Source organism: Pseudoalteromonas sp. B62 (assembly GCF_037162565.1).
GTDB classification, from domain to species: domain Bacteria; phylum Pseudomonadota; class Gammaproteobacteria; order Enterobacterales; family Alteromonadaceae; genus Pseudoalteromonas; species Pseudoalteromonas fuliginea.
On sequence record NZ_JARLVB010000002.1, the window covers coordinates 3,368,482 to 3,391,835 of the forward strand.

Sequence of the window (23,354 nt, forward strand, 5' to 3'; positions counted from 1 at the left end):
TTAAACAACAGAAATTTATTGAGTTTTTATGGGGGGATGGCAACAAGTTAACATGCCCTGTACCTATATCATTACATGGAATGTTAATTTAAGCACTTATATTTGTTAATTAACCTAAACCCTGGTTAATATATTCACTAAGGAATTGAATTATAATGATATTTAAGCTTTTTCTCTAGCCAGAAATTCTCAGTGGAAACAAGACGAATTTACGCTTCAATAGCTGGCCTATTGCAAGTAAATTCAACGCAGTTAGCGCTGAAAATAGCTGCTCGAGATAGATTTACTATCCAGAGTTCAGATTAATTAAGCACAACTAGAAGGAGCTGTTACTTTCTAATTCAGGCTATATGTACCTAAAGTTAGAGGTTTGCATAGTAGGTGGTTTTTGTAAACGAATGTGTTTTAAATGCAAAACCCCACATTAAGTACTACCTAACGTGGGGTTTTGTTATTCTCGAAAACGTAACAGCCCATCAATGGCTATAAAGTTATTATTAAAGAGCAAGCTCTTCTTTAGCACGAGATAAGTTGTGCGATACCATTGTGCTGTTAGATAATTTTGATGCTTCGTATAAATCAGCAAGTGCAGCAGTGTCGTTGTTCGCTTTTAAACGTGCAACACCACGATTGCTTAATGCGAATGACGTAAGTTGACGTACTTTAAATTTAGGGCCATCTGCGTCTTTTAAAAGCGCGATTGCTTGTGTACAAATTGTTTCAGCTTGCGCATAATTTTTTGACTTAACATTCAGTGCACAGCTGTTAAATGATTGCTCAAGTGGCTGTGGCGCTGTTGCAGTTTCAATAACCATTAATTTGTAATCACTTGCATCAGCTACTGCAGCAGCTGAACATGTTAATAGTGAGCTAAGAGCGATAGTTTTGATAAGTGTTTTCATGATTATATTCCTGTTATGCCAATTGTTTAAATTAGTGAGCTTTTTTAGCGTCAGGTAAATAGCTTAATAACAAGGCAAAAATTATGAAATATAGTCGTTCTATATAAGTAATTTTTAACGCAGTTAGTGAGTTATTTAATTCGCTAAAATGGTCATGTTTTAATAAAATTGGTATTAGTTAGCCGTGCTTGTTGCCGACAACTGAACTTTAGTGAATTAACACAAAACCGACAAACGATTAAAACAAACCTAATAAGTGAATAAAACTAACTTATAGACTTTAGTCTAATGCCAAATTACTAATTTACGACAATTGATATTTATAAAAACAACCAACGAAACTTAAACTTATTGAGTGCGTTCTAGTAACTTAACTATTTGGGCTACAACCATTTCTGGCTCGTCATTTTGCGGGTAGTGATAGCTCTTATTCGTTATTACTATTTCACCTCGAGGAAAGGCATTAGCCCACTTTGAATGTAAGTCGCCCCACATTTCACGTGCTTTGTCGGTAAAAAATAATACCGATGGACTTTTATATTTTTTAACTGAGGCTATAACAGTTACTGGTATATCAGCAATTTGTGGATAATCTGGTAGCGGGCGTTTTGCCCAAAAATCTAAATACTGATTCGACATTCCATTTTTCATATCGTCGAGCTTTATTGCTGCAATTTCTTTTTCAGCGCGTGACAAATCAATCGAGCGGATAATAACTACATCGTGCTCTTATATGCAAAAATCGATTTAATATAGTTAAAAATTTAGCCTCAAATTAATGCGCCACCCACTTTACAAAAAATAAACAATTCGATAACATAAAGGCTTGTTTTCTATACAGGTACGTAACTATGAAATTTTTAACTTCAACAACTATGTCTTTATTGTTCGCATTGCCATTTTTGGCATCTGCTGCTGGTGATAAAAAAGTAAAATGTGAAACAACAACAAATCAATTAGAATACTATTACGGATTAGCAAGTTGTAGTACATTTGATGGTCATTTTTTGAGTGAATATGTTTCTAAAAGTTATAGCCAATGGTATACAATAATTCAGGACAAATATGATAATGGTTCATGGAAAAACTACCGTTGTAGTAGTAACTTGCCTAATTCTGCATACGAAACAATATCAAATGAATCCTGTCAATATACTCCAAAAGCAAGTATCAACCGACATTATGTAGAAGAAAGTTACGATAGCAGAACAGATACCACATACTATGCTGCAGGGGTTATAGTTGCTCAATTTACATTTAGCGATAGAGATGGCGAGGTTCAAAAAGTAGAGAAATGGGTAAATGGCCAAAGTACAACCAAAAGTCATGTTGATATTACATCAGCCTCTGAAGTTAAATTAAAAGTAACTGATAACGATGGCAATGTAACAGAAACATCAACTACAGTTTACCCGCCTATGATGCAAACATGCTCTCGCGGAGGCCAACTCATCTTATGTGAAGGTAATTTTTAATTATTGTCTTTAACGTTTTCTCTGGTCATTACTGACACGTAAAGCCTGAGCTTAAGTCAGGCTTTACGTAATTTTAATATTTTCCAATATGGTTTCAAAAAATTGTACCCACTGTTCATAAATCATCACGGGTTTTGTGGGGCTTCTCATTATTTTCTACCTTCGTGAATATAGTTTATCCTATCTTATAAACCAGCAATCTTCTGTATAATCTGATTTATCTAGCACATTCATTATATAACCACTCTAACTTAGGCATCATTCAATCTCGTACGATAAACCAAAAAACACAAAAAAGCCCATATTAGGCGCTAACCTATTATGGGCTTTTTTACTCTCGCTATCTATATCATGCTTTTAATAAGCACTTTATAAAAAGACCTTATAGAGATAATTCTTCTTTAGCACGAGTTAAGTTGTGCGATACCATTGTGCTGTTAGATAATTTTGATGCTTCATATAAATCAGCAAGTGCAGCAGTGTCATTATTCGCTTTTAAACGTGCAACACCACGGTTGCTTAATGCGAATGACGTAAGTTGGCGAACTTTAAATCTAGGGCCATCTGCGTCTTTTAAAAGCGCGATTGCTTTAGTACAAATTGCTTCAGCTTGCGCATAATTTTTTGACTTAACATTCAGTGCACAGTTGTTAAATGATTGCTCAAGTGGCTGTGGCGCTGTCGCAGTTTCAATAACCATTAATTTGTAATCACTTGCATCAGCTACTGCAGCAGCTGAACATGTAAGTAGTGAGCTAAGAGCGATAGTTTTGATAAGTGTAAGTTTCATGGTCGTAGTCCTGTTGGTTAAGCCGTGCTTGTTGCCGACAACTGAACTTTAGTGAATTACCACAAAAACGACAAACGATTAAAACAAACCTAATAAGTGAAGAAAATTAACCTATAGACCTTAGTCTAATACGGTTAGCATTTTTCTATATATTTAAGTAGCTTACGCACCAACCCTTGTGTCTGAAATAGCTATCTTGCATTTTAGAACGTATATAATTATTTATGCTTTTATTTGGTCCGTTTTATTTTAAGCATCTTGCCTTAGCGTAATTGAATAACAATCAAAAAATTTATACATTTAATCACATACAATACTAAGTCATGTATTTATAATTTCGACTCTAGTAACTTTTCATCATTAATGAATTAACTGTTTTGAAACACACACTTCCCTTTTTTGTTTTTATAAGAGGAAATAAAAAGCGTGTGAAATACAGCTATTTCACACGCTTTTAAAAAATTATATTTAACGGATAGTTTTGGCTACTTTACCAATACTCAAACCCTGAATTAAAATAGAAAATACCACAACCGCATAAGTGAGAGCTAATAAAATATCGCGCTCGTTCCCATCAGGTAATTGCAATACCAATGCAACAGAAATACCACCACGCAAGCCACCCCAGGTTAAAACTTTCCATGCGCCAGATGGCAACTCTAATTGCTTATTAAATGTAGTGGTTATTATACCCACAACGATTAAACGTGCGAGTAAGGCGATTAAAATTGTTAAGCCACCAGCAATAAATAAATTACTCGAAAATGCAATCATGACGACTTCAAGCCCTATGAGTACAAATAAAATGGCATTTAAAATTTCGTCAATCAGCTCCCAAAATAAATCAACGTAATGGCGTGTTTTGTCGCTCATAGCCATACTACGACCATGATTACCCACCATTAACCCCATCATTACCATTGCAAGTGGGCCCGACAAATGCCAATGGCTTGCCAGTGCATAGCCACCAATAACGCCCGCTAAAGTAAGTAGTACTTCTTCTTGATAACTATCAATACTTTTGAGTAAGTAATATAAAATACCACCTAATACCAAACCAAAAACAATACCGCCACCCGCTTCAACCGCCAGCGTGTGCGCTACATAATAGGTTGTAGGAATATCACCACTTGATAAAACACCCAATAAAAGCACAAAAATAACCACGCCAATACCATCGTTAAATAACGATTCACCCGCAATCACGGTTTCAATACTTTTAGGCGCACCCGCAGATTGTAAAATTCCCATTACCGCAATAGGATCGGTTGGCGAAATTAATGCACCAAACAGTAAACACCAAATAAACGCTAAATCAAAACCAAACAAAGGAAGTACTAAATAAAGCGCGCCAGCAATAATAACCGTTGATAGCAACGTACCCACACAGGCTAAAATGCCTATTGGCAATTTATAGCGCCTTAAATCGCTAACATTTACGTGCAGCGCCCCAGCAAACAGCAGCATAGAGAGCATGCCATCGAGCAAAACTTCAGTAAAATCTAACTGATCGAGCAAGCTCACTTCGTAATCTATAAGATCATCAAACCCTAAAAAGCCCAAAAATATAGCGCCGATAGACAAAAGCATCGAAATAACCATAACGCCAATGGTTGTTGGCAAGCCAATAAAGCGATGGTTTACATAGGTGAGTAACGCGGTAATTGATAAAAATATCGCGCCAATTTCAAATATGGTTAAGCTGCTTGTAAGTTCCATTTTTATTAATCCGTAATATTAAATTAGTTATTATTTAGTAAGTCCGTAAACTTGTGTTGTTAAAACGCAAAAAAGCCATGTTAGGAGTAAACCTAACATGGCTTTTTTGTACTGTCGCTATTTTATATCATGCTTTAGTAAGCACTTTATTAATAAATCTTATAATGAAAGATCTTCTTTAGCGCGAGATAAGTTGTGCGATACCATTGTGCTGTTAGATAATTTTGATGCTTCATATAAATCAGCAAGTGCAGCAGTGTCGTTGTTCGCTTTTAAACGTGCAACACCACGATTGCTTAATGCAAACGATGTAAGTTGGCGTACTTTAAATTTAGGGCCATCTGCGTCTTTTAAAAGCGCGATTGCTTGTGTACAAATTGTTTCAGCTTCTGCATAATTTTTTGACTTAACATTCAGTGCACAGCTATTAAATGATTGCTCAAGTGGCTGTGGCGCTGTTGCAGTTTCAATAACCATTAATTTGTAATCACTTTGCTCAGCCATTGCAGCAGCTGAACATGTAAGTAGTGAGCTAAGAGCGATAGTTTTGATAAGAGTAAGTTTCATGGTCGTAGTCCTGTTGGTTAAGCCGTACTTGTTGCCGACAACTAAACTTTAGAGAATTAACACAAAACCGACAAACGATTAAAACAAACCTAATAAGTGAATAAATCTAACCTATAGACTTTAGTCTAATGCCAAATTACTAATTTATGAAAATTGATATTTATAAAAACAACCAACGAAACTTAAACTTATTGAGTGCGTTCAAGCAACTTCACTACTTGGGCTACAACCATTTCTGGCTCATCATTTTGCGGGTAGTGATAGCTCTTATTCGTTATTACTATTTCACCTCGAGGAAAGGCATTAGCCCACTTTGAATGTAAGTCGCCCCACATTTCACGTGCTTTGTCGGTAAAAAATAATACCGATGGACTTTTATATTTTTTAACTGAGGCTATAACAGTTACTGGTATATCAGCAATTTGTGGATAATCTGGTAGCGGGCGTTTTGCCCAAAAATCTAAATACTGATTCGACATTCCATTTTTCATATCGTCGAGCTTTATTGCTGCAATTTCTTTTTCAGCGCGTGACAAATCAATCCCGCGCATAATATCTACATCGTGTTCTGATCCAGGCTCAATCAACATCAACGCTTTAACCTGATTAGGGTATGTTGCAGCAAATACACGCGCAATATAAGCACCATAAGAGTGCGCAACATACACAACAGGCTCTTTTATTTTTAGTACTTGAAGAAGTAACAAAGCCTCAGCTGCATATTCCTCAGAGCTATAATTTTTCTTTATTTGTGCAGAGCCGCCATTACCAATACGAGAATACCGTATAACTCTAGCGTGTTGAATTAGGGATTCAAAAACCGGTTCCCAATCACTTAAACCAGCAGAGCCGCCCGCCTCAAGTAAAATAGTATGTTTACCTTTACCAGCTAGCTCGTATTCAACGTCAAAGCCATTTAATTGAACTTTAGCCAGTCCAGCTAAAGCGCTAGTAGATATGAAAAGTGAGTAGAGTAATGTTATTTTTAACTTTAATTTCATTGTATTAGGTAGATCTTTCTTTTATTAAATTAACTGATTTTTTAAGTTAGTACATGCCTTTAGTATCTGCCTTAGATATTCTTGGCTATTAACTCTGCTTTCAGCAAACCACCTTTAGTAAGTAACTTAGGAGCGAAACTTGGGTTACGTTTAGATTTGTAAGCATCAAGTATTAACTTAAGACCATGCGCTTCTAGCAATGAGATATTTACTTCAGTATCCATTTCGGCGGACTCAATAAAATCATCTGAAAAGCTGGGCGCGATTATCAACACTTGTGCAACTCGTTTACCCTGGTTTTCTGCGCGAGTTACATAGGCTTTTACTTGCCGCGACGTTGTTGAATATTTGGCGAAATCTCCATTTTTACAGGTTTTTGCTTCACCTATAATTATGTCGTTATCACTTAGTGAAATTACGATATCTGCTTTATCTTTAGCAGTATTTAAATCTTTACGAAGGTCTTCGTCGATATTTAGCTCTAGTAGTTCAAAAATTGCTTTTGTGACTTCTTCAAACTTAACACCAATATCAGCTTCTGTTACATCTGCACCAACTTCCCTAAGAGTATTGATATCACGACGCGCTAATGCGTCGTAATTTTCAATTAGTTTATCGGTCGCATTAGCAAAGCTTTCTAAAATAGCAAAACGCGCATTACCACGTTTAGATAGCCCCATACTATCTCGAACTTCTCTTACTTCATCATTTGAAAGTAAATATAAAATATCATGAGGTGTGATACTCAAGGCACGTAATTTTTCAGTATCTATTATTTCATTAGCTTCAAGCTCAAATGCTTCTTTAAGCACTACTTGCATTGTTGGAAAATGTTCTTCTAATGTTTTTAGAAGCTGCTTAAATCCACTAGCGCTGAGGGAATCAAACTCCTTTTCTGTTGCACCTGATAGCGATGATAGTATTAAACTAATACGCTCATCTAAAGTAGTGCCAAGTTTTTCAGTGTCAATTTCTAAGTCTTGAATTAACTGTTTTAAGCGCTCTTTACGTTGATTTTGATTATCTTCAAGACTGTGGATATCATCTGATAGTAATCTAGCTGCGCTAAGTCCTGAATGAATAATTGTTTGAATCTTATCAGTTCGGCTTACGCCTCTTATTTTACGACCATGCGCTTTAAGTGCATTTGAAAGCTCAGCGTCAGTAAGAGTTCTGAGGATTCTTAATATATATTTATCGGCTAAATCTTTCCCTTGAATTTCATTAAGTAAAGTTACTATTTCATCTGGAATGAACACTTCTTGGCGTTTTTTACTTATAAACAATAACCCCATATCCCTCAGGCTATTTAAAGCATCCAGCACTCCATTTTTAGGAATAACATCGACTAAATGCTCTACAGCAGCGCATTCATCTGTTGTTAAATTCAACTCATCTGCAAGCACATTCAGAATGCTGCGCTCATCGTCAGTTACTTTAGCATCGCGATTATTCTTTTCATCATTAAAGTATGCTTCTTTCATGCACGCATGATAAATTTTCAAGGCGCGATTTCTTTCTAAAATACTTTCAGCTGAATTTTGTTGGATATAATCTTTAAGCTCTTTTGAGAGCCTTGATAACTCAGCCCACTCTTTCTCATAAAGCGATTCAATCCAGCTAATTCGAGCAACTCCATTCCCGTCACGGCTCAAAATATTAACTAGCAAGTTGAGTTGTGCTGTACTCATTAATATTTGATCTTTTACAGAGCATTTAAAAAATCTCTGACGGTATGGAATAATTGGGTAATTTCGCTACCAGACGCATTTTTAATTTGACCGTCAATATTGTCTATTGTTTTAGCTAGTTTTTTATTATTCTTAGCAGCATCAGAACAAAGGCGGTCGAGACATGAAATAAATTTAGATTTTTCGACTTGGTTAACAATTGATAAAACTTGATTGAGTTTCATTTTTACAGAGTCCTTTCATATAATTTAGTTACAAATGTAACAGTTAATTTTATTTGCAGCAATAAAGCCCACTTTTGAATTACTTAATTAAGTATAGGTAAGCTCTAGCCCTCAAAATTCAAAATATCTAACTAACACCTCATTTATCAGACAAACCTATAAACTCCCTCGCCCATATGCCATAATCTAAATAATTCATTATTTTAGTAACTTGGCACGTATTTAGGCGCTTTAAAGTTAACTACTCAGGGTTTTCAGCATGGCATATCAAGAGCAAAATCAAGCAACAATCTATTGGCACGACTACGAGACTTGGGGGCAAGCCCTCAAAAGGATAAGCCGAGCCAATTTGCGGGTGTTCGTACCGATCTTGATTTAAATATTATTGGCGAACCGCTTATTGAATATTGTAAGCCGCAAGCGGATTACTTGCCTCACCCTGAGGCGTGTTTAATTACGGGTATTACGCCACAAGTGGCGATGAAAAAAGGCTTAGTTGAAGCTGAGTTTATAGCAAAAATTCATGCCGAATTTAGCGTGCCAAACACCTGTGTTGCCGGTTATAACAGTATTCGGTTTGATGACGAAGTAAGCCGTTATAGCTTTTACCGTAACTTTTACGACCCATACGAGCGTGAATACAAAAATAATAATAGTCGCTGGGATATTATTGATTTAGTACGCGCTTGTTACGCGCTGCGCCCTGAAGGCATTGAATGGCCGTTAAAAGAAGACGGTAGCCCAAGCTTTAAGCTAGAACATTTAACGGTAGCTAATGGTATTGAACACGCTGCAGCGCACGATGCGCTAAGCGACGTAACCGCCACTATTGCATTGGCTAAGCTAATAAAAGAAAAACAGCCAAAGCTATATAACTTCTTTTTTGGTTTGCGTGGCAAAAAAGCGCTCGCTGAATTGGTTGATGTATTTAACATGACGCCGCTGGTGCATACCACGTCGCGCATACCTGCAACACAAGGCTGTACAAGCTGGGTTGCACCAATGAGCTTTCATCCGGTAAATAAAAACGCGGTTATTTGTTTTGATTTAACCCAAAACCCGCAAGTACTCATTGATTTAAACGTAGAAGAGTTACGCAAACGTTTATACACCAAACGTGTAGATTTAGCCGAAGACGATTTACCTGTTGGCTTAAAACTAGTGCATTTAAACAAGTGCCCTATTTTAGCCCCAGCTAAAACATTATTGCCTGAAAACGCCGGCCGTCTTGGGATTGACCGCGAGCAATGCTTAGCTAACTTAGCTATTTTAAAAGCCAATACCGACCTTCGCGATAAAGTAACCGAAGTGTTTAACGAACAAGGCGATTACAGCGCAACTACTAACGTTGACTACTTACTTTACGATGGTTTTACAAGCCATGCCGATAAAGCTAAGTTTGCGATTATTCGTGATGCAAAACCAGATGAATTAGCTGGGTTGAAGTTAGACTTTGAAGATAAAAAGTTTAATACGTTGTTGTTTAGATACCGCGCCCGTAACTGGCCTGAAACGCTAAACCAGCAAGAACTTGATCAATGGCGCCAGTATTGCCAAAACAAGCTAATGCACGGGGAAGATCAACCGTCGATTAACGCGCAAGATTTTATGATCACCCTTGAAAACCTAGCGCATGAACATGACGACAGCGAAAAAATCTTACAATTTTAAAGGCGCTATATAACTACGCTCAAAGCATGTAATTCGGTGTAGACGCATATCTACACTTTGAGTGTAGACGTAGAGCTTGCTCACGTGAAAGGCGCAGCTTTTAATATCTTTGTCATTTTAAAAACTGTGTTTTTATACGCAAGCAAGCTTCGCGTCTACAAGTAAAACTCACCGCTGCACTTTGGCGGTAGACGTTGAGCTTGCTCACGTGAAAAGCGTAGCTTTTAATACCTTTACCTTTTTAAAAACTCCGTTTTTATACGCAAGCAAGCTTTGCGTCTACAAGTAAAACTCACAGCTACACTTTGGCGGTAGACGTCGAGCTTGCTCACGTGAAAAGCGTAGCTTTTAATACCTTTACCTTTTTAAAAACTACGTTTTTATACGCAAGCAAGCTTTGCGTATACAGCGTTACTTTTTATGCAGCGCTTCAATACGTGCTAGTAAGCTTGAGGTGTCGTATCTACCGCCACCAAGTGCTTGTACGTCGGCGTAATATTGATCGACCGTTGCGGTCATTGGTAAAGTAGCGCCGTTGTTTTTAGCTTCATCAAGTGCAATGCCTAAATCTTTGCGCATCCAATCGACGGCAAAACCAAACTCGTATTCACCCGCCCACATTGTTTTGTAGCGGTTTTCCATTTGCCACGAACCGGCTGCACCTTTAGAAATGGTTTCTATAACTTTTTCACCATCGAGTCCTGCTTGTTTGGCAAAATGTAAGCCTTCGGCTAACCCTTGTACTGCGCCCGCAATACAAATTTGATTAACCATTTTACAAAGTTGACCCGAGCCAACGCCGCCTAGTAATTGGCTAAAACGGCTGAACGCCGCCATAACTGGCTGCACTTTAGCAAATACGGCTTCACTGCCACCTGCCATAACCGTTAATACGCCGTTTTCGGCGCCAGCTTGTCCGCCCGATACTGGCGCATCTATAAAGTCGATATTTTGCAGAGCCGCTTTAGCAGCCACTTCGCGTGCTACTTCCGCTGAGGTTGTGGTGTGATCAACCAAAACAGTGTGTGGCAACATGCCCGCTAACACGCCGTCTTCGCCATACACTACTGAGCGTAAATCGTCATCGTTACCAACACACATAAATACGATGTCAGCATTGCTGGCAGCTTCGCGCGGAGTTGGTGCAAAGCTTCCTGAATGTTCTGCAGTCCACGCTTGTGCTTTAGCTTGAGTGCGGTTATAAACGCATACGCTGTGCCCTGCTTTTGCTAAATGCCCCGCCATTGGGTAACCCATTACGCCTAAACCTATAAATGCGACTTTCATTGACATAAAAATGACCTATTTAACTGATAACTTAGAAACTAGGCTTCGATTATGTCAATCGACTGGTAAAAAAGCGAATGAAAATCTTTATAAAATTTCCTTAATCGGAAATGTAAGTAGGTAACCTATGGATAGTATTTATCAATTTAATGCACCACTTTACAACAGCGAAAACTTTCCTCTTAGTAAGCTACAGGGAAAAACCATACTGATTGTTAATACAGCGAGTAAATGTAATTTTTCGGTGCAATTAAGTGCGCTTGAAAAGCTATATCAAGAATATAAAAGTAGCGGATTTACAATATTGGCATTTCCGTGTAATCAGTTTGGTCAAAATGAGCCACTTGATAATTTAGCCATTAGAGACTTTTACCAAGCCCAGTTTAATGTGTCGTTTGAGATATTTGGTAAAGTAATGGTAAATGGGCCAGAAACTCACCCGCTGTTTAATTATTTGAAATCACATACTCGGGGTATTTCACAAAATCGTGCTATTAAGTGGAACTTCACTAAATTTTTAATTAACTCGCAAGGTCAGCAGGTTGCTCGCTATGCGCCGCGCACTAAGCCCGAAACACTTAAACAAGTAATAGAAAGCAACCTACTGCAAGCAGCAAAGGTAAACACAGCAAAAAGTGATAAAAGAATATCGCCAAAAGCACCTATATTTACTTCGCTTAAAGCTTAAATTAGTAACAGGAGAACTAATTAGGCACGTTTTTATAAAGTAGTTTATTGTATTGATACTTATTAAGCGTCGGAGCTATTACAATGAACATTGCTTTTTTTAGTACTCAAAAGTACGAACTGCCTTTTTTCGAACAAAGTACACGCGATCACCTTGCTATAAAAATAACGTATTTTGAGCAAGCTCTGAGCGAACAAACGGCTATTTTAGCAAACGGGTTTGATGCCATATGCGTATTTGTTAACGACACCGTAAACGCCACGGTTATTGAACAACTGGCAAGCCAAGGCATAAATACTATTTTGCTACGTTGTGCAGGATTTAATAACGTTGATTTACCTGCAGCAAAAGCACATGAAATTAAAGTATTACGTGTTCCTGCTTACAGCCCTGAGGCCGTAGCCGAGCATTGTATTGCACTTATGCTAACGCTTAGCCGTAAAACCCATAAAGCGTATAACCGCGTACGCGAAGACAATTTTGATTTAAACGGATTGCTTGGTTTTAACTTGAACAATAAAACCGTGGGTATTGTAGGTTGCGGTAAAATTGGCCTTGCGCTGTGCAACATTTTAAATGGCTTTGGCGCTAAAGTATTAGTGTGCGACCCCTACGCACAACCTGGCAATTATACAATTACCGATATAGACACCTTACTTAGCCAAAGCGATGTGATTTCTTTACATTGCCCTTTAACGGAGCAAACTCATCATTTAATAGATGACGAGGCATTTAGTAAAATGAAAACCGGTGTAATGCTTATTAACACCTCTCGCGGTGCACTGCTTAACAGCAAAGCGTGTATAAACGCACTTAAAACTAAAAAATTAGGCTACTTGGGGCTCGACGTTTACGAGCAAGAGTCGGAGCTATTTTTTAAAAACCACAGTGACGAAATAAACCAAGACGATATATTCTCGCGCTTAGTGAGCTTTAAAAATGTTTTAGTAACAGGCCATCAGGGCTTTTTTACCCAAGAGGCACTCACCGAGATAGCAAACACAACCCTACTTAACGCGCTTGAAGTAAATGAAGGTAAACCTTTAACTAATGAGGTATTATAAAGACCTAGGCTTTACCTAAATATCCGGTACAAAAAAAGCGAATAAGGTGAGCCCTATTCGCTTTTTTGTTTAAAAATTCACTTTAAATAGAGCTTAACCAAAGGCAACGTTTGCAAATACTAAGGTCATTAATATTGGGCAAACAAAACGAATATACTGAGCAAACCAGTAATGTACGCCGGTTGTTGCTTGATGTAATTTATTACCACGCTGCCACATCCAACCTACCGTAATAAAGTAAAACAAGCCCATAAGCGGTAATTGGTATTGGGTAAATAGCATAATAACTAAGCCAAATAACCAATCAAAATTTAGTATAATTGCGCTTGCACACACAAGTACAACGGCGCTTACTGCCCATGTTGCTTTGGTGCGGCTAACGTTGTGATTTTCGACTAAAAACGCTACCGGTATTTCGGTGGTCGATATTGTTGACGTAACCGATGCGATAGACATTAATACAAAAAACAATAAACCAACTAATAAGCCAATTTCGCCCATGGTGCTAAATAGCTCAGGTAAAATAGCAAAAATAAGTTGCCCTTCGCCAATCAGTTTACCACCACTAAATACCTCTACACCGTTGTGCTGCGCCACATAAATAGCAGGAATAATAAGTAAGCCCGCTAAAAACGCGACACTGGTATCGAGTAAAGCAACACCTGCGGTGAGCTTTGGTAAATTAGCATCTGGTTGTAAGTACGAGCCGTAAATCATCATACAGCCTACACCTAACGAGAGCGAAAAGAACGCTTGCCCCATTGCGGCAATAATTAAATTAGGGTCGAGTATTTGGCTAAAATCAGGAATTAAATACGCAGCAAAGCCTTCGCTTGCGCCATCGAGTGTTGCAATGTAGGCAATCAAACCAACAAGCAATACGAGTAGCAGTGGCATTAAACGGCGCGACCAGGTTTCGATTCCCGATTTAACACCTTTTAAAATAATACTGGCAGTTAAAATAAGCATAAGCGGCGTAAATACAAAATTACGCAACACTGAGTCGCTATGTAAAAACTCGCTTGCGCCTGTAAACCCAAAAAAGGTGGTTATGGGTTCAATAGCGTATGAGAGCATCCACCCAGCTACTATTGAGTAAAAACTGAGCATAACAACTGCGCCCGCAAGGCCTATATAACCTGCCGCAGCACCAACCTTACGGTTAGTGTTTTGCCATGCATCGCCCAATGCTTTTACAGGATTAGCTTGTGCTTTGTGACCTAAATAAAGTTCGGTATACAGCGCAGGAAGCGCAAGTAAAAATATAACAATAAAGTAAACCAGTAAAAATGCACCGCCACCATGGTTGGCCGCTTGCGTAGGAAAACCCCAAATATTACCTAAACCCACTGCTGCGCCAGCAGCGGCTAAAACAAAACCAAGTCGGCTTTGAAACCCATCACGCACTTGTGCCATACATCTACAAATCTGTTATTATTTTGATTATTGTGAATTAAACCATATTTCATGCCAGCTGAGTAATAAAATTGTACCCAGCCTTTATTAGTGGCACTAACCGCTCACAATATCAGCGACTTCTTTTGCTTTAGGGCTTTTATGACTGAACACTATTTTAAAAACGCCTTGAGTATTACTTCAACTCAATTGGCAAATTTGTCTTTAGCGAGTAACAGCATTTTATTATTTAATGCTAAAACACTTGAGCTTAGTGACTTTAATTTGCCCGACTGCTTAAGCCCATTTGAATTAACTATTATAAACCGCCGTAAAAGCCCGCCAGCTAAGCAAGAGTATTTAGCTACGCGGTTATTGTTAAAACATCTTATTAAAGTAACGCAGCCGCAACATGCGCACGTAGCCCTTAATAAAATGAGTACCGAATTTGACGAGGCAAGCTCAAAGCTGCAAATACGCGTAAATGGTGATGTTATTAATACCTGTATTTCGCACTCGCATGGTTTGGTTGGCGTAGCGCTAAATTTTGATAAAAGTGAGTTTGGGTTTGATATTGAAAAAGTAAGCCTAAAGCGCCCGTTTGAAAAGCTCGCTAAGCATTTTTATCATAATGATGAAATTACACTTATCACTGTGCCTACTAATACCCAAGCCCAAGCAGATACGTTTTTTAGAATTTGGACATTAAAAGAGTCACTTGCTAAAGCCACCAGCCGCCCTATTGCAAAGTTACTTAGCCCCAATGTGTTTGACGAATTACATAGTGCAAAGCTGAGTGCTAGCAGTAATAGCATTACTGTAGCTGATAGCAGTGACAGCAATGTTTGTTTTGATGTAAGTGTGGTGCATAAAAAAAGCATCGACTGGCGATGCTTTTTATTAAATGATTTTGTTAATTAATTTTGTTAAGTAACTTTACTAGGTAATTTTACTAGGTGATTTTCCTGAATAACGATTACTTACGCAGCAAAATCATTTTCTAATAAACGGCTATGAATAGACTGTACTACGTTATCTGACTCAGTTTGCTCTACTAAAAAGCACAGGTTGTGCTTACTAGCACCGTGGCAAATTAATCGAATGTTAAAGTCTTTTAGTACACTCATTAAGTTCATTTCGTGTTGGCGTAATTGAATCTCAGAGCCAATAAGTGCCACCAATGTTAGGTTGTTTTCTACCGAAACATGGCAAAACTCTGCAAGCTTATCTAGGCATTCTTGGTCGAGTTCTGGGCGCGAGGCGTTTTGCGCGTTATCAAGGGTTATAGCTACGCTGATTTCTGATGTGGTTACCAGATCTACCGATATATTGTATTCACTTAATAGTGTAAATACGCGTGCTAAAAAGCCGCTTGCTAGTAGCATTTCTGGGCTTTTAAGCGTAAGCAATATTTGGTTTTTACGTTGCGTTACTGCGCGTATACCTGGTTGCTGCGATTTTTCGCGCTCAATCCATGTACCGCCACGCTCAGGCTCGCGGCTAGAGCCTACAAATACGTTAATGTGGCTACGGCTCGCTGGTAAAATAGTTGCTGGGTGTAATACTTTTGCGCCAAAGGTCGCCATTTCAGCGGCTTCGTCAAAACTTAAACGTGCAATAGGCGTCGCTTTTGCGCACAAACGCGGGTCGGTGCTAAAAATGCCCACTACGTCGGTCCAAATATGCACACTTTTAGCGTTAATCGCTTCAGCTAATAATGCAGCGCTGTAATCTGAACCACCACGTCCTAGCGTTGTGGTTTGACCATATTCGTCACTGCCAATAAAGCCCTGAGTCACAATTACTTGAGCGTCTAATAACGGGATTAAATGTTCTTTAGCGGCTTGCGCTGTGGCTGCAACATTTGGCGTTGCTTTACCAAATTGGCTGTCGGTTTTAAGCACCTTGCGCACATCAAAACGATCGGCATTTAAACCTTGTAAACGAAGTACCTGTGCAAACAAATACGACGATAAACGCTCACCAAAGCTAAGTAGCTCGTCGTGTTGCTGAACGGTTGTTAGTGACTCTTGAGCCAATGTTTGAAATGCTTTTAGGGTTTCGTTAAAGCCAACCGCTAAATCGGCATCTAGCGATAACTCATCTAAAATAGTTTGTTGAATAGCAAGCACGCCGTTTATGTGTTCTTGGCGCTCACTTGAAGTAATACTTGATTTACACAGTGCAACTAAGTGGTTAGTTACGCCGGCACTCGCGCTCACAGCAACAATACGTACGCTTTTATCTGCAACAATAATTTCGCTACAGCGATTCATCGCTTCAAAGTTTGCAACACTGGTTCCGCCAAATTTGGCAACGATGTAATCTGATTTTGCGCTTAACTCTGTTTTAGGCACTGTTTGTGGCGCTGATTGGGTAGTCATTTAGTCTCCTTTCGCGATATCCAAATCGCAATAAAACAAGAAGAACTTGGCAAAGGAATGCTTGAAGATAAGTCCACTGCCAGAAGCTCTCCACCTATATTGGTGACAGTTTTGAGGATTCAGCCCCATAAACCGAAAAACAATGACGACGTACCATTATTTTCCTCGGCGAGTACTTCCCTCCTTAATGATCATCGGCTTTCGTCGCCTAACATTAAGTACCTAAGTATCGCACCTCTTCTGAATGCTTTATTAACCAGTGGCTAATAAAACAAAACCCCACTAAGTAGCGGGGCTTTGAAAGTTATCGTTTAGACGTCTAGCTGTCAAGCATTTAATAATTTATGAGTTAAATAAAACTGCCCATGTAATACGAGCCCGCATATCCAACCGTGTAACAAATTAATAAATGCAGCGATAAACGCAAGTAGCTCATAAAGGTAAGTGCTTTAACTTTGCTCATGGCAATAATGCCCGCAGCCGAACCAATAATAAGCATTGAACCGCCCACGCCCGTTGCATACGTAAACGACAACCAATGTTGTTGGCTCATTACTATATCGGCTTTTAATAATGCAGCAGTAAGCGGTACGTTATCGACCCCTGCTGATAATATGCCCATTAAGTAGTTTGCGTATTCTGGTGCCATTACCGTGTATAAGTCGGTAAATTTACTCAACATACCTATTTCTTTAAGTGCGCCAACAAGCAGCAGTACACCTACAAAAAACAATAATGTGTCGTATTCTATATCGCGAACAAAATCGATTATGTCTTTGTTTATGTCTTTTTTGCGCATTAAAAATTGCGCCACTAAAAACATCACTGATAAGCCAAACAAAAAGGTTAATAGAGGCGGTACGCTGTAAATTACACTCAGCGTAAGTGTGCTCACTACGGTAGATAAAAATATAACAGCGATGGTAATGTCGGTTTTTTCAATGCGGGTTTTACCTGCACCAGCAAACCCAACACGCCCTTTCATACCTATAGACAGTAACGCGGCTAGCAACATAACGCTTGCAAGTGCTGGCGCTATAAGTAGTAATAAATGAGCAATGGTTACTTTGCCATCTAAAAATATCATTAGTGTGGTTACGTCACCTGTTATTAGCGATACCCCACCTGAGTTAACCCCAAACACAATAAGCGTGGCGTATTTAATGAGTTTTTTAGGTTCAAGTTTTAACGACATAACAACCGCGAGCGATATAAGCGTCGCTGTTACGTTATCTGAAATCGACGAAAACAAAAATGCAAAACCACCCACCAAAAACATGAGCTTTTTTTCGCTAATACTTTTTGGCATAACGCGGTGCACAATATTTTCTATAAACCCCTTTGAATTTAAGTACGCTACAAAGGTCATTGCAGCCATTAAAAACAGCCATAGCGAAGCAATTTCTAAAATATTTTCGTTTAAAAGGTGTTGAATCGTATCGGGGCTTTGCCCGTGTAAAGGGTATATAAAAAGAAGAATCCAGCAAAGCGTACCAAAAAACAGCGTGGTTTTAGCTTTATTGACATGGATTATATCTTCTATAACGATCAGTAAAAATGCAATCGCTATCAGGGTTAGAATAATCGAGGAAACCATGGTAGTTAAACAACCTTTGATATAGTTTTAAAGAACACACAAATAACATTCCATTTCATGTGCCTATTTTCGGCGCGAATTTTAGCACTGCCTCTATGCAAAAACTATTATTAAATGGTCTTAAAAACGAATACTATATACAGACAAGGTTAATTAAAAATACGTAATAATGAGTCTTTTAAAAGAACTCAATAATAAAATACTAGGATGTTGTAACCCCTTATGATCCCAGCTAAAAAGCTGCTAAACACCATAACCGAACATTGGGGTGTATTAGCGCTATTATTTAAACGTTTTAAAATGGCTGACTTTAGCCTAAAAGACGTACAAAACGCGATTAAGCAAAAGCAGCCTACGTGGTCAAACGAACGCATTTATAAAGAAACAAATCGTTTGTTAAACCAAGATATTTTAATTCCGCTGGCTAAATCTTCTCAACTTGAAATAAATCGTGCTATTGCCGACTTTGCTACTTTTTTACTGCAAGAAGAGCATTTAGGTTTAGCGCAAGAAATTAGCGTATTAGTCGACGACCTAGCTCGTTTAGGCAACCGCCTAGATAACGCTGGCGAAATAGAAGACTTTGACGACTTACGCCGCTACAGCCGCATTATGGATGATCGGGTGCGTAAAATAATGAAGCTCTATACGCACAACGAAAACGCTATTTTAAATATTGTTGAACAAGCTAAATCTAATAATGCGGTGCAATCGCTGCAAAAGCGTTATAAAGCGGTAATAGAAGCGTTTGACGAATACATAGAGCCCATGCTTGAAATGATTGATATTCGTGGTGAATTTCATGCGTGTTTTACCCTCATTGAAGAGCAAATAAGTAAGCAAATACTGCACATTGAGCGCTCAGGTAAAGCGTACAACGACAAACGTATGCTGGAGCAATTACGTACCCGTATACTCGAAATGCATTTAGTAGGTAGAGAAAGCTTGCGTAAAAGTGCCGACATGCTTATGCCGCTGCGCGAAGAGTTACGCCGTAATAACTTAATTACTCGCCAAGCAGCCAAAGTACTTGGGCTTGTGCGCAAAAATGGCGTAGACAACATGCTAAGTGCGGTGCAGCCACATTTTGTGAGCGACGCACAGCGATATTCGCTTGGTCAGCAACGCCATATTGTGGCTTATATGGCAAGCTTGGTTGAATTTGAACACGAAGAATACCAATTGCCAGATCAACAAAACGTGCCTGCATTTGTTACGCCTAATATTCCTGACTACAACGATGTTAAAACCAGCTTTGCTAAGCGCTTTAATAAAAAACGCAAAAAGCCACAGCCCTTGCTGCAATTTTTAGACGAAAGCTACCCAGATCTCGATGCCGACGAAATGCTATTTTTGTATCAAAAATTAGTCAGCGACAGCGATATTAAAATAATTCAAAGCGATGAAAAAGCCCGCGTAAAAATTGCCGGTCAGCACTTTTCTTTATATCCATTTAATTCAGAGCCTCAGCCAGATCCAAAGGCAGGTAAATAAACCATGACACACATAAACTTAGACGAGCTAACCCATCTACAAGCCATTAATAAAAAATTAGTAGCGGGTTATCACATTTGCGAGCAAGACAACGTAATGTGGCAAGAGCTTGACCAACACATAGAAAACTACACCGCCCTATTTACCGCCCTGGGTAACGATTTAAAACACGACAGTCGTGGCTTTTATTACTTTGGTAGCGACGAAAGTACACCCAATATGGGCAAAATATCTCGCGCTATCGCGCTCACTATTTACATTTTAATTGAGCACTACGCCAATACGGGTAAAGACCCAATGCGCGCATTGTTTGACGACGTAAACGATTTAGAGCTTATGCAAACGCTGGTGCAAATTAACAAACATTTGTTTGATCAGCTTGAGATATTTTCGGGATCTGATTTGCGCAAAGACGTTTACCTGCGCATGGTGCGCCTAGGTTTAGCCCGTGAAGTAGAAGGCGGCTTTATGCTACAAGCGCCAATTCACCGCTATATAGATGCATTAATGGAAGTAAACGAAGAAACCTATATTACAGAGGACGAGGAATGAAAAATCTATACGGACTGAGTAAACTCGCCCTACTTAACACCGCAGGCTATGCAAAATGTGTGATCCCGCTTGATAAAAGCAGCTCTATTTGCGCGCCCAATAACACAGGTAAAAGCTCGGTTATTAACGCTCTGCAGTTTCCGCTTATTAACGATTTGCGCTTAACCGAATGGGACGGACACGATTTAGATGAAACCCGTAAGTTTTATTTTTCATCAGATCAGTCGTACATTTTACTAGAAGCTAACTTGCCTCATGGCTCGGTAGTAATAGGCGTTGCGGGACTTGGTAAAATTGCCGGTTACGCGCATCAGTACTTTTGTTATCAAGGAAAGCTTGATTTAGAGCAGTACACGCAAGGTAAAACTATTATTAAATTTACCAAGCTGTTCAACCATTTAAAATCGCTTAACTACAACCCTATTGAGTTAAAAGCACAAGAGCTAAACGCGCTACTTACTGGCGGCGCAACCCCATTTGACGGCGACATTAACTTAAAAATGATCCCGCTTAATAATGTGCAAGACTCCTCTATTTATAAAGAAATATTTAGACGTATTCTTAACTTACACAAATTAGGCGCAAGCGACGTAAAACGCTTTATGTTACGCGTGTTTGAACGTCATATGTCGAACTCTAAAGTCGACTTTTATGAAGTATGGCGTCGCTCGTTTGATAAAGTAAATCGCTCAAAACGCGAATTAAAAGCCCTTGAGTCAATGCAAGAGCCAATAGCAGCGCTTGAATCAATGCTTGAAAACCAAACCGTGCTTAAAGGTAAATTAGCCGCATACGCACCTAAAATTGACCAAGCACTGATTGATTTTGATACCTATCAAGAATCGCAACTTAATGAGCTGGGTATAGCGCTTGAAGATATAGAGCACGAAAAACACGAGTTTGAGCAAAAGCAAAGCCTATACGTACAGCAATCGCGCGACATAGAGCGTAGACAAACTCAAATTGAGCAGTGGTTTTTAGATTACGATGCGCTTAAAAGCGAGTTTGAACTAGTAAATAAAGCCACGCTTAAAACCAGCCTGACTCAGTTAAAGCAAGATTACGAGTCGCTTTCGCACTCTATAACCAGCGCACAAGGGCAAAGCCTACACACGCTTGACTACCGCATTAGCGAAACACAAAAACAAATTAAGAGCTTAAAGCTGCAACTTAAAAATCTTGAGTTTAATTTGTTTACCCGCATGCGCGAAGACCTCTCTTTAAAAGAAGTAGAGGAAATATCGCGGATTTTAAATCCTGATATTCTCTCGTTTGCGACCACCACTAATGGCGATATAACCATTGATGACGAAGACGCCTTTGGTGAGTTTTTATCGCTATTAAGTGAAAACGTTAAAGGCGGCGTATTAACGCTACCAGGTGCGAGCATTAAGCTTAAAAAGCTCTCGCCTGTGCAAATGCAAAGCGGCGAAAACAAAGAGCAATTAACCGCTCAGCTCAGTGCACTTGAGCATTCACTTAAAGAGTTTAAGCAACAACGCGATGTTGCTGCAAACGTTGCCGACAAGCAAAAAGAAAAAGACGCGTTATACGATGAGCTTATGAGCGCAGAGAGCGCGCTAAAACGCTTAGAGCAGTTTGAGGTAATGCAGCAGTCGGTTGAAGCGCAAGCCATGCTAAAAGAGCAGTTATTAGCTGAGCGCGAACAAGTTGACGACTACCTACAAGATATTCAAAAAAATAGTGGTTCAATTGCCGATCGCCGCTCGTTAATTAAATCGAAACAAGAGCAAATTAATCGCCAAACTGAGCGCCTGCGCCAAGTTAAAAGCGAGCGAATTGACCACACCCTTGACTTATACAGCGGCAAAGTAACCCCGTATATGATTGATATTACGGTCGACTTTGATAACTTAAGCGATCTTGTTCATCATTTTAATAAAGACTGCCAAGAGCTGCGTAATTTTGACATAAACGTGCGTAACACCTATTTGCATGTATATAACGCGGGTATTACTAAATTCGACAACGAAAACGACGAATATACTAAATACCAAAAGCTAATAAGCGCCTTTCATAATATTGATAACGAACGCGATGCTGTTGAACGCCAAGCGCGTGTTGCACTTACCGAAGTGGCCGCAACTATTAAAGGCTTGCGAGAAGATTTAGACCGCCTTCGCCGTGAAATGAACAGCTTTAATAAAGGCATAAGCCAGCACCGAATTTCAAACCTGCAAGCGTTTAAAATTAACGTCATACCGCGCAAAATGCTGGTTGATAGTATAGATACCATTATCAGTACGTCGCATCAGTTTGAGCAAGGTGACACGCTTGATTTACTTAGCCAAGAACCGTACAGCGAAAATGCGGTAAACGAAGCGAAAGATCACTTAATTAAACTCGCCTCAGATAAAGCGGGTTTAACACTTACCGATTTATTTGATATTCGATTTGAAGTGGTTAACCGCGCAGGTGAAACAGAGCACTTTGAAAAAATAGATTCGGCGGGTTCAAACGGCACACGTATTACGATTAAGTTATTGTGTGGCATGTTGTTTATTCGTTACTTATTGAGTGACCAGGAACAAAACCTATACCGTATACCTATTTATATAGATGAAGCGGCCGACATTGACCCACAAAATCAAAAAGCAATCATAGAAACCGCACTAAGCTTTGGTTTTGTGCCTATATTTGCCTCAGTTAAGCCACAAATAAGTTGTGACTACATTGTGCCTATTCGCTCGGTAAAAGACGGTGCACAAAACTGGGTAGATGAAAAAGATTGGATTGAAGTTGAACATTAGCTAATAAACAACGACTAATTAACATAGGTTAATTAGTCGTTCAGCCCTCTTGTTTAGACTAATATTTAGGACGTTTAAATAA

At 39.0% G+C, this 23,354-nt stretch carries 18 protein-coding genes, 2 pseudogenes and 1 riboswitch; of the genes and pseudogenes, 8 read left to right on the forward strand and 12 right to left on the reverse strand.

Annotated features, from left to right (window positions below; translation table 11 throughout):
* Positions 1-497: 497 nt before the first annotated feature.
* The gene (locus tag P4S71_RS19690; protein WP_337151349.1) at positions 498-902 is read right to left on the reverse strand and encodes a hypothetical protein; all 405 of its coding nucleotides are present in this window, start codon (positions 900-902) and stop codon (positions 498-500) included.
* Between the two features lie 348 nt (positions 903-1,250).
* Positions 1,251-1,631, reverse strand: a pseudogene (locus P4S71_RS19695) (alpha/beta fold hydrolase); the annotation flags it as partial.
* Positions 1,632-1,777: 146 nt separating this feature from the next.
* Here P4S71_RS19695 and P4S71_RS19700 point away from each other — a divergent pair.
* The gene (locus tag P4S71_RS19700) at positions 1,778-2,377 is read left to right on the forward strand and encodes a hypothetical protein (RefSeq protein WP_149604853.1); all 600 of its coding nucleotides are present in this window, start codon (positions 1,778-1,780) and stop codon (positions 2,375-2,377) included.
* A gap of 382 nt (positions 2,378-2,759) precedes the next feature.
* On the opposite strand, the gene P4S71_RS19705 is transcribed toward P4S71_RS19700, so the two are convergent.
* From P4S71_RS19705 to P4S71_RS19730, 6 genes are all read right to left on the reverse strand, one after another.
* The gene (locus tag P4S71_RS19705; RefSeq protein ID WP_337151350.1) at positions 2,760-3,167 is read right to left on the reverse strand and encodes a hypothetical protein; all 408 of its coding nucleotides are present in this window, start codon (positions 3,165-3,167) and stop codon (positions 2,760-2,762) included.
* A 468-nt stretch (positions 3,168-3,635) separates the two neighbouring features.
* Complete coding sequence (locus tag P4S71_RS19710) at positions 3,636-4,886, reverse strand: cation:proton antiporter (RefSeq protein ID WP_337151351.1); 1,251 nt, start codon at positions 4,884-4,886, stop codon at positions 3,636-3,638.
* A 159-nt stretch (positions 4,887-5,045) separates the two neighbouring features.
* Positions 5,046-5,453 (reverse strand): hypothetical protein, encoded by a 408-nt coding sequence (locus P4S71_RS19715; protein WP_096792882.1) that lies wholly within the window; start codon positions 5,451-5,453, stop codon positions 5,046-5,048.
* Positions 5,454-5,641: 188 nt separating this feature from the next.
* Positions 5,642-6,454, reverse strand: coding sequence for an alpha/beta fold hydrolase (locus P4S71_RS19720; protein WP_337151352.1), 813 nt, complete (start codon positions 6,452-6,454; stop codon positions 5,642-5,644).
* A gap of 71 nt (positions 6,455-6,525) precedes the next feature.
* Positions 6,526-8,145 (reverse strand): hypothetical protein, encoded by a 1,620-nt coding sequence (locus P4S71_RS19725; protein ID WP_337151353.1) that lies wholly within the window; start codon positions 8,143-8,145, stop codon positions 6,526-6,528.
* 14 nt (positions 8,146-8,159) lie between these two features.
* Entirely contained in the window at positions 8,160-8,369 is a 210-nt protein-coding gene (locus P4S71_RS19730; RefSeq protein WP_337151354.1) for a hypothetical protein, read from the reverse strand.
* Between the two features lie 259 nt (positions 8,370-8,628).
* On the opposite strand from P4S71_RS19730, the pseudogene sbcB reads away from it, so the two are divergent.
* Positions 8,629-10,072 (forward strand): annotated as a pseudogene (gene sbcB / locus P4S71_RS19735) (exodeoxyribonuclease I).
* A gap of 379 nt (positions 10,073-10,451) precedes the next feature.
* On the opposite strand, the gene P4S71_RS19740 reads toward sbcB, so the two are convergent.
* On the reverse strand, positions 10,452-11,333 hold the full coding sequence (locus P4S71_RS19740) for an NAD(P)-dependent oxidoreductase (RefSeq protein WP_033028744.1): 882 nt from the start codon (positions 11,331-11,333) through the stop codon (positions 10,452-10,454).
* A 121-nt stretch (positions 11,334-11,454) separates the two neighbouring features.
* On the opposite strand from P4S71_RS19740, the gene P4S71_RS19745 reads away from it, so the two are divergent.
* Positions 11,455-12,015 (forward strand): glutathione peroxidase, encoded by a 561-nt coding sequence (locus P4S71_RS19745; protein ID WP_337151355.1) that lies wholly within the window; start codon positions 11,455-11,457, stop codon positions 12,013-12,015.
* Between the two features lie 83 nt (positions 12,016-12,098).
* Complete coding sequence (locus tag P4S71_RS19750; RefSeq protein ID WP_337151356.1) at positions 12,099-13,079, forward strand: 2-hydroxyacid dehydrogenase; 981 nt, start codon at positions 12,099-12,101, stop codon at positions 13,077-13,079.
* Positions 13,080-13,172: 93 nt separating this feature from the next.
* Here the strand turns inward: P4S71_RS19750 and P4S71_RS19755 are convergent, their stop codons facing one another.
* Complete coding sequence (locus P4S71_RS19755) at positions 13,173-14,495, reverse strand: sodium-dependent transporter (protein WP_169060330.1); 1,323 nt, start codon at positions 14,493-14,495, stop codon at positions 13,173-13,175.
* Between the two features lie 141 nt (positions 14,496-14,636).
* Between P4S71_RS19755 and P4S71_RS19760 the strand changes: the two genes are divergently transcribed.
* Positions 14,637-15,395 carry a 4'-phosphopantetheinyl transferase family protein gene (locus tag P4S71_RS19760; protein WP_337151357.1) on the forward strand — a complete coding sequence of 253 codons (759 nt, stop codon included), beginning with the start codon at positions 14,637-14,639 and terminating at the stop codon, positions 15,393-15,395.
* A gap of 59 nt (positions 15,396-15,454) precedes the next feature.
* On the opposite strand, the gene lysC is transcribed toward P4S71_RS19760, so the two are convergent.
* Both lysC and nhaD read right to left on the reverse strand, forming a co-directional pair.
* Positions 15,455-16,858 (reverse strand): lysine-sensitive aspartokinase 3, encoded by a 1,404-nt coding sequence (gene lysC, locus P4S71_RS19765; RefSeq protein ID WP_337151358.1) that lies wholly within the window; start codon positions 16,856-16,858, stop codon positions 15,455-15,457.
* Positions 16,859-16,933: 75 nt separating this feature from the next.
* Positions 16,934-17,106: riboswitch (Lysine riboswitch) on the reverse strand.
* Positions 17,107-17,207: 101 nt separating this feature from the next.
* The gene (gene nhaD, locus P4S71_RS19770) at positions 17,208-18,455 is read right to left on the reverse strand and encodes a sodium:proton antiporter NhaD (RefSeq protein ID WP_337151359.1); all 1,248 of its coding nucleotides are present in this window, start codon (positions 18,453-18,455) and stop codon (positions 17,208-17,210) included.
* Between the two features lie 222 nt (positions 18,456-18,677).
* On the opposite strand from nhaD, the gene P4S71_RS19775 reads away from it, so the two are divergent.
* From P4S71_RS19775 to P4S71_RS19785, 3 genes are read left to right on the forward strand one after another with little or no spacing between them, the layout of a single operon-like run.
* Positions 18,678-19,949, forward strand: a complete 1,272-nt coding sequence (locus tag P4S71_RS19775) for a hypothetical protein (protein WP_337151360.1) — start codon at positions 18,678-18,680, stop codon at positions 19,947-19,949.
* A gap of 3 nt (positions 19,950-19,952) precedes the next feature.
* A complete protein-coding gene (locus tag P4S71_RS19780) occupies positions 19,953-20,501 on the forward strand; it encodes a condensin complex protein MksE (protein WP_337151361.1) in 549 nt (182 codons plus the stop codon).
* The gene (locus P4S71_RS19785; protein ID WP_337151362.1) at positions 20,498-23,272 is read left to right on the forward strand and encodes an ATPase; all 2,775 of its coding nucleotides are present in this window, start codon (positions 20,498-20,500) and stop codon (positions 23,270-23,272) included. The genes P4S71_RS19780 and P4S71_RS19785 overlap by 4 nt, the downstream gene beginning before the upstream one ends.
* Positions 23,273-23,354 lie beyond the last annotated feature (82 nt).

Bases quoted from the DNA above. Each gene is read 5' to 3' on its own strand.
- P4S71_RS19740 (WP_033028744.1), bottom strand. From the start codon at position 11,333: ATGTCAATGAAAGTCGCATTTATAGGTTTAGGCGTAATGGGTTACCCA.
- P4S71_RS19745 (WP_337151355.1), top strand. From the start codon at position 11,455: ATGGATAGTATTTATCAATTTAATGCACCACTTTACAACAGCGAAAAC.
- P4S71_RS19755 (WP_169060330.1), bottom strand. From the start codon at position 14,495: ATGGCACAAGTGCGTGATGGGTTTCAAAGCCGACTTGGTTTTGTTTTA.
- P4S71_RS19720 (WP_337151352.1), bottom strand. From the start codon at position 6,454: ATGAAATTAAAGTTAAAAATAACATTACTCTACTCACTTTTCATATCT.
- P4S71_RS19690 (WP_337151349.1), bottom strand. From the start codon at position 902: ATGAAAACACTTATCAAAACTATCGCTCTTAGCTCACTATTAACATGT.
- P4S71_RS19760 (WP_337151357.1), top strand. From the start codon at position 14,637: ATGACTGAACACTATTTTAAAAACGCCTTGAGTATTACTTCAACTCAA.
- nhaD (WP_337151359.1), bottom strand. From the start codon at position 18,455: ATGGTTTCCTCGATTATTCTAACCCTGATAGCGATTGCATTTTTACTG.
- P4S71_RS19710 (WP_337151351.1), bottom strand. From the start codon at position 4,886: ATGGAACTTACAAGCAGCTTAACCATATTTGAAATTGGCGCGATATTT.
- P4S71_RS19775 (WP_337151360.1), top strand. From the start codon at position 18,678: ATGATCCCAGCTAAAAAGCTGCTAAACACCATAACCGAACATTGGGGT.
- lysC (WP_337151358.1), bottom strand. From the start codon at position 16,858: ATGACTACCCAATCAGCGCCACAAACAGTGCCTAAAACAGAGTTAAGC.
- P4S71_RS19750 (WP_337151356.1), top strand. From the start codon at position 12,099: ATGAACATTGCTTTTTTTAGTACTCAAAAGTACGAACTGCCTTTTTTC.
- P4S71_RS19730 (WP_337151354.1), bottom strand. From the start codon at position 8,369: ATGAAACTCAATCAAGTTTTATCAATTGTTAACCAAGTCGAAAAATCT.
- P4S71_RS19715 (WP_096792882.1), bottom strand. From the start codon at position 5,453: ATGAAACTTACTCTTATCAAAACTATCGCTCTTAGCTCACTACTTACA.
- P4S71_RS19780 (WP_337151361.1), top strand. From the start codon at position 19,953: ATGACACACATAAACTTAGACGAGCTAACCCATCTACAAGCCATTAAT.
- P4S71_RS19705 (WP_337151350.1), bottom strand. From the start codon at position 3,167: ATGAAACTTACACTTATCAAAACTATCGCTCTTAGCTCACTACTTACA.
- P4S71_RS19725 (WP_337151353.1), bottom strand. From the start codon at position 8,145: ATGAGTACAGCACAACTCAACTTGCTAGTTAATATTTTGAGCCGTGAC.
- P4S71_RS19785 (WP_337151362.1), top strand. From the start codon at position 20,498: ATGAAAAATCTATACGGACTGAGTAAACTCGCCCTACTTAACACCGCA.
- P4S71_RS19700 (WP_149604853.1), top strand. From the start codon at position 1,778: ATGTCTTTATTGTTCGCATTGCCATTTTTGGCATCTGCTGCTGGTGAT.